The organism is Caballeronia sp. LZ003, assembly GCF_031451465.1.
Lineage (GTDB): Bacteria > Pseudomonadota > Gammaproteobacteria > Burkholderiales > Burkholderiaceae > Caballeronia.
The window spans coordinates 89,703-106,524 of the sequence record NZ_JARUXJ010000001.1 but is presented as its reverse complement, the minus strand read 5'-3'; the positions used below and the strand labels follow the sequence as shown (position 1 = coordinate 106,524).

Here is a 16,822-nt window from a genome sequence, read left to right as displayed (position 1 = left end):
GCAGCGCCGGCCTCACATGGTTTTTGCCTCGATCGGCATGAAGCCTTCATTGCGCAAATACCGCACATAGACGCGCATCAACCGCGCACGGTCGATTGTAAGACTCACATCGAACCGCGCGAGCCGGCTGATCGTGCCGATCTGTTCGACCGGCATGTCGTGCCAGTCGAGGTCGCCCGTGTAGAAATCACGGAGAAGCGCCAGACCGTTAGTCGGGTCTATCGTCGCGAGGCGCTGCTTCCACGCTTCCGGCGTTTCCGGATTCGCGCGCAGACCTTGCCTGGCGAGCGCATCGAACCATTCCGCCTGTTCAATACGCTCCGGGTTCTGCAGATTTGCCACATGCAATCCATCTCGCGGATGCAGCGCCAGCGCGCATACGGCGCGGGCGAGCAAATCGACCGGCGTCATTTCCACGGGCTGCCCCGTGGCAGGATACGCGCCCATCTGAATGCATCCCTGATTGAAGAGCCAAAAGTGGTTATGCCGATAGTTGCTATAGCCGCTCTCCCCGTGCCCCGTGACGTTGCCCACGCGCACGACCGTGGCCGGCAAGCCGTATGCGCGGCTATACGCCAGCACGCGCTGCTCGCCGACCCATTTGCCAAGCAAATAGCCGTTGTCGGACTGCGGCCTCGCGCCGTCGATACGCTCTTCGACGCGTGTCGCGCCTTGTTGCATCATCGGCACGGACATGGTCGAAAGGAAGCACAACGGCTTCATGCGCACCGATAACGCCAGTTGCAGCAACGCCTCGGTGCCGCCCACGTTCGCGGCCTTCAAACTGCCGTAACCGTGCAGATGATGTACGAGCGCGCCGCAATGCAGGATTGCATCCGCACGCTCGGCGAGCTGCTGCCAGTCGGCATCGGACAGACCGAGACGCGGCCGCCCGAGATCGGCGCACAGCACCTGCACGCGCGAAAAATCGATTGCCAGACCGGCTGCACGCGCTTCATCGACAAGACGCGCAAGGCCCGCTGCGGGATCGGCGCAGCGTTGAAGACAGAAGATCGTGTCGGTCCGACGGCTCAGTTCGGCCAGCAAATGAATACCGATAAACCCGCTCGCGCCCGTCAGAACGACGCTGCCGATGCGCGCGCCGTTTTTCTCGTGCCACGGCGGCAGCGCAACGTCGGGCGCCGCGAGCGGCAAGGCGGCGTCCGCGACGGCGCGGGCGATGTCGTCGTAACCATCGCCATTGGCGAGAGCCGCGATGGTCGGCGCGCGATAAAACGCCGGAATCGCGAAATCGATGCCCGTCTCGGCGCGCACGCGCGCATGCATGCGCATTGCGAGAATGGAGTTGCCGCCGAGATGAAAGAAGTCGTCTTCGCGGCTGACGGTATCGAGATGGAGCAGCGCACACCAGATCGCGGCGATGTCCGCTTCTACTCCCGCGCGCGGCGGTGCGCCGCTCGATCGTGCCGCCGGCTCGGGCAGCGCTCGGCGATCGATCTTGCCGGAACCCGAAACGGGCAGAGCCGTAAGCTCGGTGTAGCGCGCGGGCGCCATGTAATCCGGCAACGCGGCCGCAACCTGCGCGCGCAGCCTGTCTTCATCGACGTACGCATCCGCTTGCAGCACGTAATAAGCCGCGATGTAGCGTTGCTCGCCTTCGCCGCGCATCGCGCAGGCCACGCTCTCCACGCCCGGCACGCTGGCAAGCTCGTTCTCGATTTCGCCCAGCTCGATCCGAAAACCCCGCAGCTTGATCTGTTCGTCGTTGCGGCCGAAGTACTCGATTTCGCCATTCGCGAGATAGCGGCCGAGGTCGCCGGTCTTATACATCCGTGCATAGGGCTTGCCCGCAAACGGATCGGCAACGAAGCGGCGCATGGTCAGTGTCGATTCATTGCGATAGCCGCGCGCGAGATTCGCCCCGCCGATACAAATCTCGCCGATGGAGCCCACCGGCACGCGTTGCGACTGCGCGTCGAGCAGATAGACGTCATAGCCGGGCAGCGGCTTGCCGAGCACGCGCACGCGGCCATCGGGCGCGATCTGGCCGCAGGTTGCCATCACCGTGGCTTCGGTTGGGCCATAGAGCGCGAAGAGGCGCGTCTGGCCGGACCACCAGCGCGCGGCGGTTTCGTCGAGGGTATCGCCGCCGAACGCAAGCATCTGCATGGCAGGCAACGGCCTCTTCGGCAAGCCTTGCAACAGCACCGGCGCGAGAATGGCGTGCGTCACGCTTTCGCGCTCGAGCAGGCCGTGCAGGACTTCGGGGTCGCGCCGCGCCGCTTCGGGGGCGATGACGAGCGTGCCGCCATTCAGAAGCGCCAGGAAAATTTCGAGCACGCTGGCGTCGAAATTCGTCGATGCCACGAGGGTGCTGATGCAGCCAGCCGCATAACCGAGCGCCGTCGCCGCGCCCGCGACCATGCGCGCGACGCTGTGATGTTCGATCAGCACGCCCTTCGGTTTGCCCGTCGAGCCGGAGGTGTGGATGACGTAAGCGAGTGCATCGGGCGATACATCCGGGCGCGCGCGCGGGACGGCTCGCGCGAGCATTTCAGCATCGAGAAAGGTGAGATGCGAGAGTTGCGCGGCTTCGAGGCCGGCGCGGCCGTCTGCATCGGCGATACATGCGGTAAGCGCGCAGTTGGTTGCGAAGTGCGTGAGACGCTCGGCGGGATAGGAAGGGTCGAGCGGCACATAAGCGCAACCGGCCTTGAGCACGCCCAGAATCACGGCGACGAGAAGCGGACCTTTCGCCATCGCGAGACCGACGCACGAGCCCTCCGTCACGCGTTCCAGCAAGCCGCCGGCAATGCGCTCGCTCAGAGCGTCGAGTTCGTCATAGCGCAGTGTTTCGTTCTCGAAGCGAATGGCTTCGCGATCGGCAAAGCGCGACGCTATCGATGCGAAGCGCGCCGGTATCGACGAAGCCGCGTCGTCGAGCGGCGCGCCGCGCGAAAAGCCTGTGATGAGCGCGCGTTGCGCATCGCTCAGATAGGCGAACTCACCGACGAGCGCGGAAGGCTGATTCGCGGCGGCGTCGATGAGGGTGTCCAGCACGTCTTTCATTGCGTGGGCCGAGCGCGCTTCGAAGAGCGAACCATCGTATTCGATACGGCCATCGATTTCCCCTTGCTGATTCGCGTAAAGGATCACGGAAATATCGGCCTTCGAGGTCTTCGTCGGCAACTCCTCCACGCTGACGCTGCCAGCGCCGATGCGCGCCTGCAAGTCGATGCCGCTTTGCAAGCTGAACAGCGTGTTGAGCGCGCCGATATCTTCGATGCCGGCCTCGTAAGGCGTGGCGAGCAGATGATCGCGGTCTTCGAGCATTTGCGCGTGCACGGCCGAGACGAGTTCACCGAAACTCTGACGCGGATCGATGCGCACTTTCATCACGGCCATCGACACGAGCATGCCGTAGACGTTCTCGCTGCCGGGAATGTCGCGGCCCGCCTGAGGGTAGCCGCTCACAATCGTCGGCTGCCCGCTCAGGCGCCATAGCCAGGCGAGGTGCAGCGCGAACAGCACGGGCGATAGCGTCGTGCCTCGATCCTGCGCGATACGGCGCAGCTTGTCGGCGCGTTCTCGCGTGAGGTGAACGGGAACGATGCGGTTCGCGTTGGCATGGCGCGTGGTGAAATCGAATGGCAATTCGAGGCGCAGTGGCGTGCCCCGCAGCTTGTTCGTCCAGTAGTTTCGTGCGCGCGCATGCGCCGGCGTTTTCGCTATCTCATGCATCCACGCGCAGTAGTCGAACCAGTTCGGCGTGCGCTGCGCAAACGGCTTACCTTCGTAAAGCGCCGCGAGTTCATCGAGCAGAAGCTTGAGCGACCAGCCGTCGAACAGCGCGTGATGGACGCCGATAAGGACCGTGCTCACGCCGCTTTCGGCATCGAGCAGCATGTGCGCGCGCCAGCAAGGCGCTGCGTCCGGATGAATCGCTGCCGTGGTCCATGCGTCGATGTGCGCGCGGATCGTCTCCGCCGTGGCGCTTTGGATCGGAATGAGCGCGGAGTCGCGAGACGCCACCGACATCAGACGCAGTTCACCGTGAGCATCCGTGAGGGTGGAACTGAAGAGCGAATCGCGCGAGAAAAGCCGTTTGAGCGCCGCATGCAGTTCGAGTGGATTCACTTCGCGCGAGAAGTCGGCGCGCACGACGATGTTGTACGCGTTGTCAGTCCGGTCGATGCGCGCGCGATGAAACAGCGCCTCGACGATGCCGCTCGTTATCGCGACGCTCGGCGCGGCTCGTGCATCGTGAAGCAAGGGCGTCAGAGCGTCGTCGCCATCGAGCGTATTGCGCAGGGCGTGGCAGAACGCATCGAAACCGGGATGGGCAAGCAGAAGGCCGGGCTTCACGTTCACGCCGAGCGCCGCGCCAATACGTCCGCAAGCCAGCGTCGCCAGCAACGAATGGCCGCCTGCCTCGAAGAAGTGACTGCTTTCGTCGATGGCATCCGGCGTCACGTCAAGCGTCGCGGCCCACGCCGATTGCACAGCGCATTCGAGCGAATCGAACTGGCGTGCGCTCGCTTGCGATGAGGGCGTCGAAGGCGCGGGCAAGCGCGCGCGATCGATCTTGCCGTTCAAGGTGAGCGGCCAATGTGCAATCGGCACGATGAACGCGGGAACCATATAGGCCGGCAAAAGCGTCTCCAGCCGCTGACGCAGCTCGGCGGCGGCGAGCCCGTTCGCCGTGTACCAGGCGACCAGCGCGTTGCTGCCCTGATGCCTGTGCGTGCCGATACACACCGCGCTGACTTCCGGCTGCGTCGCGATCACATGCTCGACCTCGGCGATCTCGATCCGATAACCGCGCACCTTCACCTGAAAGTCGCTGCGGCCGAGGAACTCTATCTCTCCATTGGGAAGGAAGCGGCCAAGGTCGCCGGAGCGATACAGCCGGCCTTCGTTTGCGTTTGCGTCATCGATGAACTTTTCCGCCGTCATTTCCGGACGACGCAAATACCCGCGCGCCACCGACTCTCCGCCAATGCATAGCTCGCCGATACCGCCGAGCGGCACGCCGCGCCCGTTGGCATCGAGCAAATGAATGGCGTAGCCGGGCAGCGGGCGGCCCAGTTGATTGGCAAGCTTCTGGTCGCCGAAGGTGTTCTCCGTGCAGAGCACGGTCGCCTCGGTCGGGCCGTAGATGTTGGACAAGCGCACGACCGAGGACCAGAAGCGCACGGTGTCGTCGTCGCTTGCTTCGCCGCCGCACATGATCGTGTCGAGTTCCGGCAACGGGCGGCGCGGCAGCAAGCGCAAGACGGCCGGCGGCAGAAATGCGTGCGTGATGCGCGATTGCGCGAGAAAGTCGAACAGCGCGGCGGGATCGGCGCGAACCGAGTCCGGTGCAACCACGAGTTGTCCGCCATGTGCGAGCGGATTGAAAATCTCGAAGACACTGGCGTCGAAATTGACGGATGCGAACTGCAGCCAGCGCGTGCCCGGATTGCGTGCGTAACGGCCTTCGAGCGACGCGATCATGTGCGCGAGCATGCCGCGCTCGATCACGACGCCCTTCGGCCGGCCCGTCGTGCCGGAGGTGTAGATGACATACGCAGCGTGCGACGGATCGGTCCCGCGAAACAGCGCCGATGGCCCGCCGCTCGGTGTATCAAACATGTCTTCGATGAGCAGCGCCGGGCAATCGAATGCGGCGCGCACTCGCGCTTGCGTCGCGGTGTCCGCGATCACGGCGCACAGTTGCGCATCCTCGGCCATGAAACGCAGCCGCTCTTCGGGCATCAACGGATCAAGCGGAACATATCCCGCGCCGGCCGCCAGCACGCCGACCATGGCCGCCACGACTCGCGCACCGCGCGACACGCATACGCCGACAAGACCATTGGCCTTCGCGTGGGGCGCAAGCGCGTCCGCGATACGCGCCGATGCTTCCGCCAGTTCCGCGTAGGTGAAACGCGCATCGGGGCCACTCAGCGCTGGCGCATCCGGCTGAGTTCGCACCATCTCGTCGATGCACGCAAGCACATCGCGCGGCGGCGATGCAAGCGGCGCGCCAAGCGACCACGCGCGACGGCGCGCATCGAGCGATGCGGTGTCGAAACCGAGCTCGCCGACAGGCGTATCGAGTTGTACCGCGAGTCCCGACAACAATGCCGCGTAGTGTTCGAGGACGATGGAAAGGCCGTTCGAGGCTTGCGGATGACGCAATTGCACATGCAGCGTGATGTCCTCGCTCACGTGCAGATAGATCGCCACGTCCTGCCGTTCGGGCCGGCGGCAGAAGCGCGTGAGCAGCACGCCGCGAGCGCCGCCGAGAACGAGCGCGTCATGCGGCAGATGATCGCGCTCGCACAGCACGTTGGTCGCGCGATCGTATTCCGGACGCAGGCGCTTGAGTTCGTCGAAGATATCGCCTGCGGGAATGTTGCCGTGGAAATCCGCCATCGCCAATTGCGACGCCGCATGATGCAGATACTGGCGCAACGTCATGGCGTCGTCGAACTCGCTGCAGATGAAGCGCAGACGCTCGTCGTGCCCCATCGTCTCGTATGGCTGCTCCCGCCCGCGCCGATGATGCGCCGTAATCACCGCCGACTGTCGCGACATCTTCTGCAGCAGCACATGCAGGCAACTCTGCAGCAGAAATTCGATACTCAGTCCGAGCACGCGGGCCTGTTCACGCAACGCTCCACTCGTAGCGGCGCCGAGCGCCATCGTAAAGCTCGCTTCGCCGGGCGCGCCTTCCACGCGCGGCGGCTGCCAGGCGAATTCGCCATCGGCCAGTTGCCGAACCCAGAACGCGAGATCGCCGCGCCATTGCTCCGCTTCCATCGACGCGCGCTCCGCAACGAGCACGCCGCGCTGATCCAGCGAAAGCTCGCCTGCGAGCGTCTCGCCCGCGTACGAGCGCGAGATCGCCGCGAACAACGGCTGCAATGAGAAGCGGTCCAGCAGCGCGGGATGGCAGGCGAAGACCAGATAGCCGCGAGATGCGCCGCGCAACAACGTGAGCGCCCAAGGCGCGCCGGCGTCTATCCGAAGCGGACGTGCGCACAGCATCTGAATGATGGAGGATGCGCTGGCTTCATCGGCATCGTCGATATCGACGACTTCGAGTTCTGCCAACCCGATTTCATGCAGCAGATAGCGCGGACCATCGTCGCCGTGGATCACGCGCCAGCGCAACGGTTGCGAGTGCCGCGCCACGCGCGCCACCGCGCGCGCCAGTCGCGCGCTGTCGGGAACGTTGTCCAGTCGAAAGACCGCGCACAGATTGCGTGCCGCGGCGGTTTGCTTCGCCGCACGCGCCTGCGTTCGGGAAAGCGGATAAGTTTCGAACTTCATGATGACCTTCTGCCGTTCGGCGTTGTTCCTTGGGACTAAGTGACCGAGCCAGTCGCCTCGCCTCGTCGCGCTCGCCCGGACCGGCTGGCATTCTCGGCTGCCCATGATAGTTAGCAGGCCTTTCGTTAAAGGAGTGAAACGCCAAAAAACTACAATTCAATCAAAGCATTAACTGCCATCCGGCAATCAATACATCCAAGCTACTTGAATCAAGCAGACATTTGCGCTCGCTTCCGATGTGGCAAACTGGCTGACGCAACGAACCGACGCCAGAGAATCGCAAGGAGACAGGCATGATCCCCACTCAAGTAAAAATCGTCGAAGTCGGGCCGCGCGACGGCTTGCAGAACGAGAAGGAATTCGTCGCCACGGAAACCAAGATCGAGCTCGTGAACCGGCTCGCGCGTGCGGGCATCGTCAATGTGGAATCGACTTCGTTCGTCTCGCCGAAATGGGTGCCGCAAATGGCGGATGCCAGCGCGTTGATGGCGGGCATCGAGCGTCGCGCGGGCACCATTTACTCCGTGCTCACGCCGAATTTGCGCGGCTTCGAGGGCGCGCTCGAAGCAAAGGCCGACGAGATCGTCATCTTCGGCGCGGCGAGCGAGGCGTTCTCGCAAAAGAATATCAATTGCAGCATCGCGGAAAGCATCGCGCGCTTCGAGCCGGTCGCGAAAGCCGCGAAGGACGCAGGCTTGCGTCTGCGCGGCAGCATCTCGTGCGCGCTCGGCTGTCCGTATCAGGGCGAGGTGAGCGTGGCGTCGGTGGTGGATGTCGTCGAGCGCATGAAGGCACTTGGCTGCGACGAAATCGATATCGCGGATACCATCGGCGTCGGCACGCCCAAGCGCACGCGCGAAGTGCTGGCGGCGGCGTCGAAAGCGTTTCCGCGCGAACGCCTGTCAGGACATTTCCACGATACTTATGGGCAGGCCGTCGGCAACATTTATGCGGCGCTGCTCGAAGGCATCGAGATATTTCATGCGTCGGTTGCGGGGCTCGGCGGCTGTCCGTATGCCAAGGGCGCGACAGGCAACGTCGCGACCGAAGACGTCGTGTATCTGATGAATGGACTCGGCATCCAGACGGGCATCGACCTGGATCGACTGGTCGAGACAGGCGACTTCATTTCGCGCGCCATCGGCAAGCCGAGTTCGTCGCGTGCGGGCAAGGCGCTGCTCGCCAAGCAGCGCGACGCCGTTGCCGCCTGCGTCTGACCCGTTGATCGTTCGATGGAAAGGAAAGCAATGACCGAAGTACAGAATCTCGATGACCTCCCCGATTCCGCGCGCCGCGTCGCGCTTCTGTTGCAGGAACGCGGTCACGCGCGGCCCGTCGTAATGCTGCCGGAAACCGGCAAGACATCGGCGGAAGCGGCGGCGGGACTGAACTGTTCCGTGGCGCAGATCGCCAAGTCCATTCTCTTCCGGCGCCGCGACGACGACGCGCCCGTGCTCGTGATCGCAAGCGGCGCGAATCGCGTGGACGAAGTGAAGGTCGCGGCGCACGTCGGCGAACTGGCGCGCGCGGATGCGAAGTTCGTGCGCGAGAAAACCGGCTATGCCATTGGCGGCGTATGTCCGATCGGTCATGCGACCGAACCCGTGACGCTCATCGACGAAGACTTGCTCACGCTCGAAAGCCTGTGGGCGGCGGCGGGTCATCCGCACGCGGTGTTCAATCTGACGCCGCAAGAACTCGTGTCGCTGACGGGCGCGCCGGTTGTCGATGTCGCCTTGCGCGCACCATGAAAGGCGAGGTCGCGTCGCCGTGCGTGGACGTCTGCCGCATGAATCCGGAGACGGGCTTTTGCGACGGCTGCCTGCGCACCATCGACGAAATCGCGGCGTGGTCATCCATTGACGATGACGCGAAACGCGACGTGCTCGCGCGTGGCGAAAGCCGTCGTCGCGGCGCGCGCGTGGTGCGTATCGGCGAATCGTTCGAAGCGACGCTTGCCTTGCCGGCGGACTCCATTCGCCACTTCGCCACGCTCGTCAACGACACCAACCCGCTGCATCACGACGAAGCGTATGCGCGCGCCAGCCGTTTCGGCTCGCTGATCGCGTCGGGCACGCAACCGACCGCGCATCTCATGGCGATGATCGCCGAACACTTCTCGACTTACGCGCAACCGCTTGGACTGGAGTTCGGCATCAAGCTCACGCGCGCGGTGAAGGCCGACGACGTGCTCGCCATGCGCTGGCAAGTGCTCGATGCAAAGTGGAAGACGAGCCTTCGCGGCGACCTGGTGAAGCTCGCGGGCCGCGCGGTGAATCAGCTTGGCGAGACGGTGATCGAGGCGACGGCGACTATCGTCGTCATGCCGAAGGAGCAAGCGTGATCGCGCTGCCCGCTTCCATGACGGTGTTCGAGCGCGGCTGGTTGTCGTCGAACAACGTGCTTTTCGCGAGCGATGAGGGCACGGCCTTGATCGACACGGGCTACGTCTCGCACGCGCCGCAAACGCTGGCGCTCGTGCAGCACGCGCTCGGTGCGCGCAAGCTCGATCTGATCGTCAACACGCACTTGCATTCGGATCACTGCGGCGGCAACGCACTGCTGCAACGCACCTATGCGTGCAATACGCTGATCCCGCAAAGTGAAGCGCACGCGGTGCGTGTCTGGGACGAAGAGGCGCTGACGTTTCACGCCACGGCGCAGCGTTGTGATCGGTTCACGTTCGACGGCACGATCGAGAATGGCGCCACGCTCATGCTCGGCGGCTTCGAATGGTCCGTGCTGGGCGCGCCGGGCCACGATCCGCACTCGCTCATGCTGTATTGCGCCGAGGCGCGCATCCTCATCAGCGCGGACGCGTTGTGGGAAAACGGCTTTGGCGTGATTTTTCCGGAACTCGAAGGCGAAAGCGGTTTTGCGGAAGAACGCGCGGTGCTCGATCTCATCGCGCAACTCGATGTCGATGTCGTCGTTCCGGGCCACGGCGCGCCTTTCACCGATGTCGCGCGCGCACTCGACGTGGCCGCGTCGCGGCTCGACTATCTGCGTGCCGACCCTGCCCGCAACGCAAAGAACGCGCTGAAAGTGTTGATCGTCTTCAAGTTGATGGACGTGCGTTCGATGCCCTTCGACACCTTGCTCGCGATGACCGCATCTGCCCGCGCCATGCGCGCCGCCGCGAACGCGCTTGCCGCGCCCGCGCAGCATCGCGCATTGCTGGAAAAGATCGTCGGGGAATTGGCGCGCGGCGGATCGCTCAACATGGAAGGCGACATGCTCTCGGCGGTATGAACTCCGCGCGCAAAAAGAAAGCCGCTTGTCAGCTACGGCAAGCGGCGGAATAGTATGGACGTGATCAACGTCGACGCCATCGTAACCCGCCGCTATATCACGTGCATCGGTGCTTTCCCTACAGTAAGTTGACGACACGCGCACACTAAAGGCAACCATGTTCGCGCTATCGACACTCATTTTTATGCCATTTAATGCGATTTGCATGTGTGGCAAAGCGATGCATAAAGCCGTAAGCTCAAGGACAAAACAGGCATGACTTTGCTCAAGTAATAAGAAAAATCGGCATTGATGCAGGCAATTGCTTCCGCTACGATTAAAAACGCCCGAGATTACTTGAATTTAAGTAATTTTGAGCCTCCATTTTTACAACTCAATACAAATCATAATGGACATTAATCGTAGAAAAATCGTATCTGCATCCACTGTAGCGGTCCCGTTACTAGCGGGGTTAATGACATCCACGGCAAGCCAGGCACAGACGACAACAGCTCAGGGGCGTTATCTCAGTATTCGTTTGAGAGACTCCGAGCTGCTACCCACCACGCAGATTTCGAACGCGAAAAGATGGAATTTCCTGCATTTCGGTTTGCCTTATGACCAGGTAAGCCATGTTAATCCCGATGGTTCATTGAGCCTGCCAAATGGCGTGTACGCTGTCGCGGGGCAAATGGTCGTTTCGGTGGCGGACGCGAACCTGGCTCAGGTGTCGATCAACAGAAGCGAGCCGAACCTGGCCGCAAGCGGCAAGGATGCATTCTACGACGACCCCTACTATTTCAAGGTAGCCACCGATCATGGGGGCAAGGCCGGCAATGTTATTATTCCTTTCAGCGGCATGCTTCAGTTGACTACCTGGACCGATTTTGCAATCTACACTTCGACCAACGTCTCTCTGCAGTCTGGCACTACGCTATTTATCTTTCCCGTGATCTAAGCGAGCAGAAGTGCCAAGTGCCGGCAAGCGCAGGCCCACTTCGCCGCTGGCACTGAATAAATGTATCGTTAAAGGTCTTTCTTGAATCAAGCACGAAAAGATATCGGCATACTGGTATATGTAGACAATGTTCCGAGTAACATCGAGGAATTTAGCTGGCTCTATAAGAGCATCATCCATACTGGCTTGTTTGACCGAAGCACGTTAATCGTTGCGTGCCATCCGGAAGCAACATCTAAACTGCCGCGAGACAGTAATATAGTCGTTATTCCGAGCGTTCCTTATTCTCAGAAAAACAGCGAATGGTCGGATTATGGATACATCAATTCTGTCGCCAATCTCTGCGATAAAGCAGTTTTAGACGTTTGTCGGCAGTTCGATTACATTCTGAAAACAGATTGCGACACCTTTGTGACGCCCGCGCTGTCGAAGTTTCATCCTGCCGGCATTTGCTTTGGTTTCGGAGCCTACGCATATGAGGCGTCGGTCCGACAGAAACTTAACGAATGCAGTGCCCGGTGGGGATTTCCTCATTCCGGCTTACACAATATCGGTGCGTCGGTGCTGGGGCCATCGACAATGGTGTGCGACTTCCTGCCGGCTCAAATGGACTGTTGCATCCGCCTGCTCGACGAGGAGTTCAAAGACTTCCGTGGAGAGTGGCCAGGCTGGTGCAGAAACGTGATCACCATGTATGCAGGAGAACTAGCGCTACGCCGCACGTATCCGCAGCGTTGCTCCATAGGACTTCTCGACCATTTCCCCTACGCGTCGCTTACGCTTGGCAGCGATGTCCTGCATATTCATGCGTGGCAAACAGACGAGTACTGGTCGAAATTGAAGTATCGCGAAGGCGCATACGATCACATTGCGCTGCAGGACATCGATAGGTCCACGCTGGGTGGTTATTGCCACTGGCTGGCGGCGTCCGATATAGAACAAGTCCGGGCCGAAGCCAACCAAGCACTTTCGACGCATGCGTAAGGCCGCCGCACCTGGGATCATCGGCTCTTTGTCAGCAGAACTCTGCTTCGAAGAACGCACGCATCTCCACGAGTAACTCCTGCGGCACTTCCTCTGGCACGTAATGGCCGCAATCGAGCGCGCGGCCGCTTACGTCGCGCGCGACGCGCCGCCATTGACCAAGCACATCGAACGCGCGCTCTAGCCCGCCTTGCTCGCCCCACAGCACGCGCACGGGGCACGCAATCTTCACGCCGCGCTCGGTGTCGTCCCGGTCGTGTTCGAGGTCGATGCCCGCCGACGCGCGATAGTCCTCGCATGTCGCAAACACCGCATCGGGCGCGGCCAGCGCATCGCGATATGCCTGCAGCGCGTGCGGCGCGAACGGCGCAAGACCCGCACGGCCACGGCCCATCAAGTGTTCGATGAACCCGGTCGTATCGGCGCCGATCATCTTTTCCGGAAAGGGCGATGGCTGGTTCATCAGGAACCAGTGGAAGTTGGCGCTCAACAACGCGCGGTCAGTGGCTTCGAACATCGCAAGCGTCGGCACAATATCGAGCAGCATCAGGCGATCGACGGCATCGGGAAAATCGATCGCCATCCGATGCGCGACGCGCGCTCCGCGATCGTGCGCGCACACGAGAAAACGTTCGAAGCCGAAGTGACGCATGACCGCGACCTGATCGGCGGCCATGGCGCGTTTGGAGTAAGGCGCGTGGCGTTCGTCGCTCGGCGGCTTGGCCGATGCGCCATAGCCGCGCAAGTCGGTGGCGATCACGGTGAAGTGCCGCGCGAGTTCATCGGCGCATGAATGCCAGATCTCGTGCGTTTGGGGATAGCCATGCAAAAGCAAAAGCGGCGGGCCGTCTCCGCCCTTCTCGCCGGCAATCTCGACGCCCGCCGCATTCACGCGAAACGGCTCGTAGCCTCTGAAGGACATGGTGTTTTCTTGTTCGTGGCGTAGCGGTCCATTGTAGGCGCGGCATTCCGAATGCTCGATGAGCAACGTGCACACAAACGGTGAAACCGAGGATTTCCTCGGGAATCGGAGGATGACAGGGCTGCGGCGCCTGTGCCTATAATCGAACGATCGTGCGTCTCAATTTAGCCGCTCGAAGACGACTCCCCAACCGTAAAATAAGTACGAAATCCCGGAGACTCGCGCCATGGCACTTCCCGCCGTACTGCAGAACCTTGCATTGCCGGTCGTCGGCTCGCCAATGTTCATCGTCAGCTATCCCGAACTCGTGCTTGCGCAATGCAAGGCGGGCATCGTCGGTTCGTTTCCGGCGCTCAACGCGCGTCCCGCCGAATTGCTCGACGAATGGCTCACGCAGATTCAGGCATCGCTCGCCGAACACAAGTCCGCGAACCCGAATGCGGTCATCGGGCCGATCGCGGTGAATCAGATCATCCACCAGTCGAACGCGCGGCTCGAACAGGACGTGCGCGTGTGCGTCGAGCACAAGGTGCCGATCTTCATCACGAGCCTGCGCGCACCGGTAAAGGAAATGATCGATGCGGTGCATTCGTACGGCGGGATCTTGCTGCATGACGTGATCAACTTGCGGCACGCGCAAAAGGCGCTCGAAGCGGGCGTCGACGGGCTGATTCTCGTGGCGGCGGGCGCGGGCGGCCACGCCGGCACGATCTCGCCGTTCGCGCTCGTCGGCGAAGTGCGGCGCATGTTCGACGGCCCCATCGTGCTGTCAGGCTCCATCGCCAACGGCGGCTCGATTCTCGCCGCGCAGGCCATGGGCGCGGACCTCGCTTACATGGGCACGCGCTTCATCGCGACGCGCGAGGCGCACGCGCTCGACAGCTACAAGCAGGCTATCGTCGATGCCAACGCCGCCGACATTATCTATACGAATCTCTTCACCGGCGTGCATGGCAACTACATTCGCCAGAGTATCGTGAATGCGGGACTCGATCCCGAAGCGCTGCCGCAGTCCGACAAGACCGCGATGAATTTCGGTGACAGCGCGGCCAAGGCGAAAGCGTGGAAGGACATCTGGGGCGCGGGCCAGGGCGTAGGCCTGATGGACGATGTACCGAGCGTCGCGCAACTGGTCGCGCGCTTGCGTCAGGAATACGACGAGGCGAAGTCGCGTTTGCGGATCGGCTGAAACGCTCGTCGCAGAGATTCAGATGAAAAAAAGCGCGTTCCGGTGATTATCCGGAACGCGCTTTTCGTTTGCTGCCGCAAGACTCAGAACTTGGCGCGGATGCCGACGCCGAAGGTATCGCCCGAAGACATGCTAGTGTACTTGTCGTTCAGGTACGCGGCATAGACGTCGGTGCGCTTCGACAGCGGGTAGTCGTAGCCTACGGCCCAGCTCTTATGCGTCTGGTCCAGACCGCCGTTGCTGCGCGAATACGCATAGGACGCCATTACCAGGCCCGGGCCGAGCGGCACCGTCACACCGCCCTGCCCCGTGTTCACGTGGAACGTGCCGGGGTCGATGTCGTTCTTCGTGTACATGTACTGGGCGAAGAACTTCACGTACTTCAAGTCGTACGACGCACCCAACTGGGCAACGCTCTGGCTCTTGTAGCCGGGAATGGCGAAGGCGTTCGAGGTGACCAGATCGCCCGGCGTGTTGTTGAAGTTCACATATTGATAAACGCCGGTCGCGGCGAACGGGCCGTGGAAGTACAGGAACTGCGCGCTGTACTTCTTCGAGCGGCCATCGCCCGCGTTGTTGCCGAAGCTGTACATCGCGCTGCCAGACAAGCCGTTGAAGTCGGGCGTCGTGTACTGCAACGAGTTGTTCCAGCCCGAATCGCCCGTCACGCCCTGATCCGTCGTGTAGGTCGGGAACGTGCCCTGACCGAGGAACACGTGATAGACCATCGGCGAGAAGACATACGAGTCGACGAACGGGTTGAACAGAATCGTCGAAACGAACAACTGCGTCGTCAGGCGGCCAGCGGTGAACGTACCGATTGGCCCTTGAATACCGACATACGAGTTACGTGCAAAGAACGTGTCGCCATTGAAGCGGCCGTATTGGCCACTCTGCGCGCGGAAAAAGCTTTCCAAGGTGAAGATCGCCTTGTAGCCGTTGCCCAGATCTTCAGCGCCCTTCAAGCCCCAGTACGACGTGGACATACCGCCGCCGCTCACATTCCAGGCGCGATCGCCGCCGGGAAACTTTTGTGCGCCGACCCATTCGTCGACCTGACCGTAAAGCGAGACGCTCGATTGCGCCTGCGCCGCGCCCGCGGCGAGAAAGCCGAACATGGCGGCGACTACGGTGGCCTTGACCGTGGTCTTCATCGCACGGTTGACGGTTGGCTTCATGAACTCTCCTGTCGTTTGTCAAAAATTGAATGCTTGGCGGGCGAGGAACGGTGCACTCGCCTCTTCTGTCGGCTAATGATTTCGGCGAGAGCGGTGTCGCTAGTAGAGCGGCACCATCTTTACGGACCATTTTTCCGGTCAAAAATGTTTTTGGTTATTGCGGGTATCACGGTTTGAATAGGCAGGCGCGCCTTTTCACGCTTCGATGCGCGTCGCTTCTCGCGTCAAAGCTGAATCGTTCCGAGCGGTCTTTATAGGAAGCCGAGCAACGGCGCGCCTTTGAAGGCGATGAAAGGGAAATCGAAACTGCTTTGGATTGCGAAATCCCGCGCAGGGCGCATTGTCCGTGCAGCGCGAAAAGAGAGGAATGTTTATGCGGTCACGAATGAACAACTGTGGCGTGATTGCGTCACCGTCACGGCGCAACTAGACGCGCAATTAATTTTTAGTTAACCACGAAGTTAACGCGCAAGCATTGCGGAATTGCAACAAGACGTCGCAGCAGATGAAGCTCAGTTGCGGAAGTTGGCGTTGCCGGAGGTGCGGCCATCATCGACCGGGCGGCCGGGTTGACGTGGCAGGCTGCGCTCTTCGTTATAGCGGGCGATGTCCGCGCGAATGGAACCCGCGCCTCTGAGCGACGCCGCCTGTTCGGCGCGCGGCACGGGCCGCACTTCAGCGCTCACTGGCGTGAGACCGTCCTTGGCGGCAACTGGCGTATGGTGCAGCGACTGACGGCTGCTCGCGGAATCTTGAAACACCGCCGACGACAGCCATTCGACACGCGGACCGGCAAGCGCGAGCGAACCCGCGACCGCCAGCGAAGAGATCGCGATGGCTGCAAGAAAGCGAGTCGTAGTGCGTATGCCGATGAGCGCCATGTCGAGAAAACAGCCAGTGTCCGACACCATTCCTGCCCGCTGGCGACGCAAAAAGAGAAGTCGACGCCCAACGGACAACCGGTCAAAGTCGGACCAATGGCGACGGCGAGGAGATCTCGCGCGCACTCGTCGACCGGCATGTTCCACAATTTATTTCGCCTGGCGTCGGCCGTCGAGCCAAAAAGTGTTAGGCCCGAT

The 16,822-nt window shown here is 61.7% G+C and carries 11 protein-coding genes; 7 read left to right on the top strand and 4 right to left on the bottom strand.

The window, feature by feature from the left end; all coding sequences use genetic code 11:
- Positions 1 to 12 precede the first annotated feature (12 nt).
- A complete protein-coding gene (locus QCE79_RS00495; protein ID WP_309841115.1) occupies positions 13 to 7,281 on the bottom strand; it encodes a non-ribosomal peptide synthetase in 7,269 nt (2,422 codons plus the stop codon).
- A 293-nt stretch (positions 7,282 to 7,574) separates the two neighbouring features.
- Here QCE79_RS00495 and QCE79_RS00490 point away from each other — a divergent pair, with 293 nt between their 5' ends.
- The 6 genes from QCE79_RS00490 to QCE79_RS00465 all read left to right on the top strand — a co-directional run bounded on the left by QCE79_RS00490 (position 7,575) and on the right by QCE79_RS00465 (position 12,454).
- The gene (locus tag QCE79_RS00490) at positions 7,575 to 8,498 is read left to right on the top strand and encodes a hydroxymethylglutaryl-CoA lyase (protein WP_309841114.1); all 924 of its coding nucleotides are present in this window, start codon (positions 7,575 to 7,577) and stop codon (positions 8,496 to 8,498) included.
- A gap of 30 nt (positions 8,499 to 8,528) precedes the next feature.
- Positions 8,529 to 9,032 (top strand): YbaK/EbsC family protein, encoded by a 504-nt coding sequence (locus QCE79_RS00485; protein WP_309841113.1) that lies wholly within the window; start codon positions 8,529 to 8,531, stop codon positions 9,030 to 9,032.
- Positions 9,033 to 9,070: 38 nt separating this feature from the next.
- Complete coding sequence (locus tag QCE79_RS00480; protein ID WP_244828155.1) at positions 9,071 to 9,625, top strand: MaoC family dehydratase N-terminal domain-containing protein; 555 nt, start codon at positions 9,071 to 9,073, stop codon at positions 9,623 to 9,625.
- Positions 9,622 to 10,533 (top strand): MBL fold metallo-hydrolase, encoded by a 912-nt coding sequence (locus tag QCE79_RS00475; RefSeq protein WP_309841111.1) that lies wholly within the window; start codon positions 9,622 to 9,624, stop codon positions 10,531 to 10,533. Before QCE79_RS00480 ends, QCE79_RS00475 begins: the two co-directional genes overlap by 4 nt.
- Before the next feature lie 454 nt (positions 10,534 to 10,987).
- Entirely contained in the window at positions 10,988 to 11,470 is a 483-nt protein-coding gene (locus QCE79_RS00470; RefSeq protein WP_250508463.1) for a hypothetical protein, read from the top strand.
- An 81-nt stretch (positions 11,471 to 11,551) separates the two neighbouring features.
- Positions 11,552 to 12,454 carry a hypothetical protein gene (locus tag QCE79_RS00465; protein WP_309841108.1) on the top strand — a complete coding sequence of 301 codons (903 nt, stop codon included), beginning with the start codon at positions 11,552 to 11,554 and terminating at the stop codon, positions 12,452 to 12,454.
- 31 nt (positions 12,455 to 12,485) lie between these two features.
- On the opposite strand, the gene QCE79_RS00460 is transcribed toward QCE79_RS00465, so the two are convergent.
- Positions 12,486 to 13,376: an alpha/beta hydrolase gene (locus tag QCE79_RS00460; protein WP_309841106.1), complete on the bottom strand. Its 891-nt coding sequence runs from the start codon at positions 13,374 to 13,376 to the stop codon at positions 12,486 to 12,488.
- Positions 13,377 to 13,602: 226 nt separating this feature from the next.
- On the opposite strand from QCE79_RS00460, the gene QCE79_RS00455 reads away from it, so the two are divergent.
- Complete coding sequence (locus QCE79_RS00455) at positions 13,603 to 14,565, top strand: nitronate monooxygenase family protein (protein WP_309841104.1); 963 nt, start codon at positions 13,603 to 13,605, stop codon at positions 14,563 to 14,565.
- 83 nt (positions 14,566 to 14,648) lie between these two features.
- Here the strand turns inward: QCE79_RS00455 and QCE79_RS00450 are convergent, their stop codons facing one another.
- Positions 14,649 to 15,743 (bottom strand): porin, encoded by a 1,095-nt coding sequence (locus QCE79_RS00450; protein WP_309841101.1) that lies wholly within the window; start codon positions 15,741 to 15,743, stop codon positions 14,649 to 14,651.
- Between the two features lie 512 nt (positions 15,744 to 16,255).
- Entirely contained in the window at positions 16,256 to 16,654 is a 399-nt protein-coding gene (locus tag QCE79_RS00445) for a hypothetical protein (protein ID WP_309841100.1), read from the bottom strand.
- Between the last annotated feature and the right edge of the window lie 168 nt (positions 16,655 to 16,822).

Bases quoted from the DNA above. Each gene is read 5' to 3' on its own strand.
- QCE79_RS00480 (WP_244828155.1), top strand. From the start codon at position 9,071: ATGAATCCGGAGACGGGCTTTTGCGACGGCTGCCTGCGCACCATCGAC.
- QCE79_RS00445 (WP_309841100.1), bottom strand. From the start codon at position 16,654: ATGGTGTCGGACACTGGCTGTTTTCTCGACATGGCGCTCATCGGCATA.
- QCE79_RS00490 (WP_309841114.1), top strand. From the start codon at position 7,575: ATGATCCCCACTCAAGTAAAAATCGTCGAAGTCGGGCCGCGCGACGGC.
- QCE79_RS00460 (WP_309841106.1), bottom strand. From the start codon at position 13,376: ATGTCCTTCAGAGGCTACGAGCCGTTTCGCGTGAATGCGGCGGGCGTC.
- QCE79_RS00485 (WP_309841113.1), top strand. From the start codon at position 8,529: ATGACCGAAGTACAGAATCTCGATGACCTCCCCGATTCCGCGCGCCGC.
- QCE79_RS00455 (WP_309841104.1), top strand. From the start codon at position 13,603: ATGGCACTTCCCGCCGTACTGCAGAACCTTGCATTGCCGGTCGTCGGC.
- QCE79_RS00495 (WP_309841115.1), bottom strand. From the start codon at position 7,281: ATGAAGTTCGAAACTTATCCGCTTTCCCGAACGCAGGCGCGTGCGGCG.
- QCE79_RS00450 (WP_309841101.1), bottom strand. From the start codon at position 15,743: ATGAAGCCAACCGTCAACCGTGCGATGAAGACCACGGTCAAGGCCACC.
- QCE79_RS00470 (WP_250508463.1), top strand. From the start codon at position 10,988: ATGACATCCACGGCAAGCCAGGCACAGACGACAACAGCTCAGGGGCGT.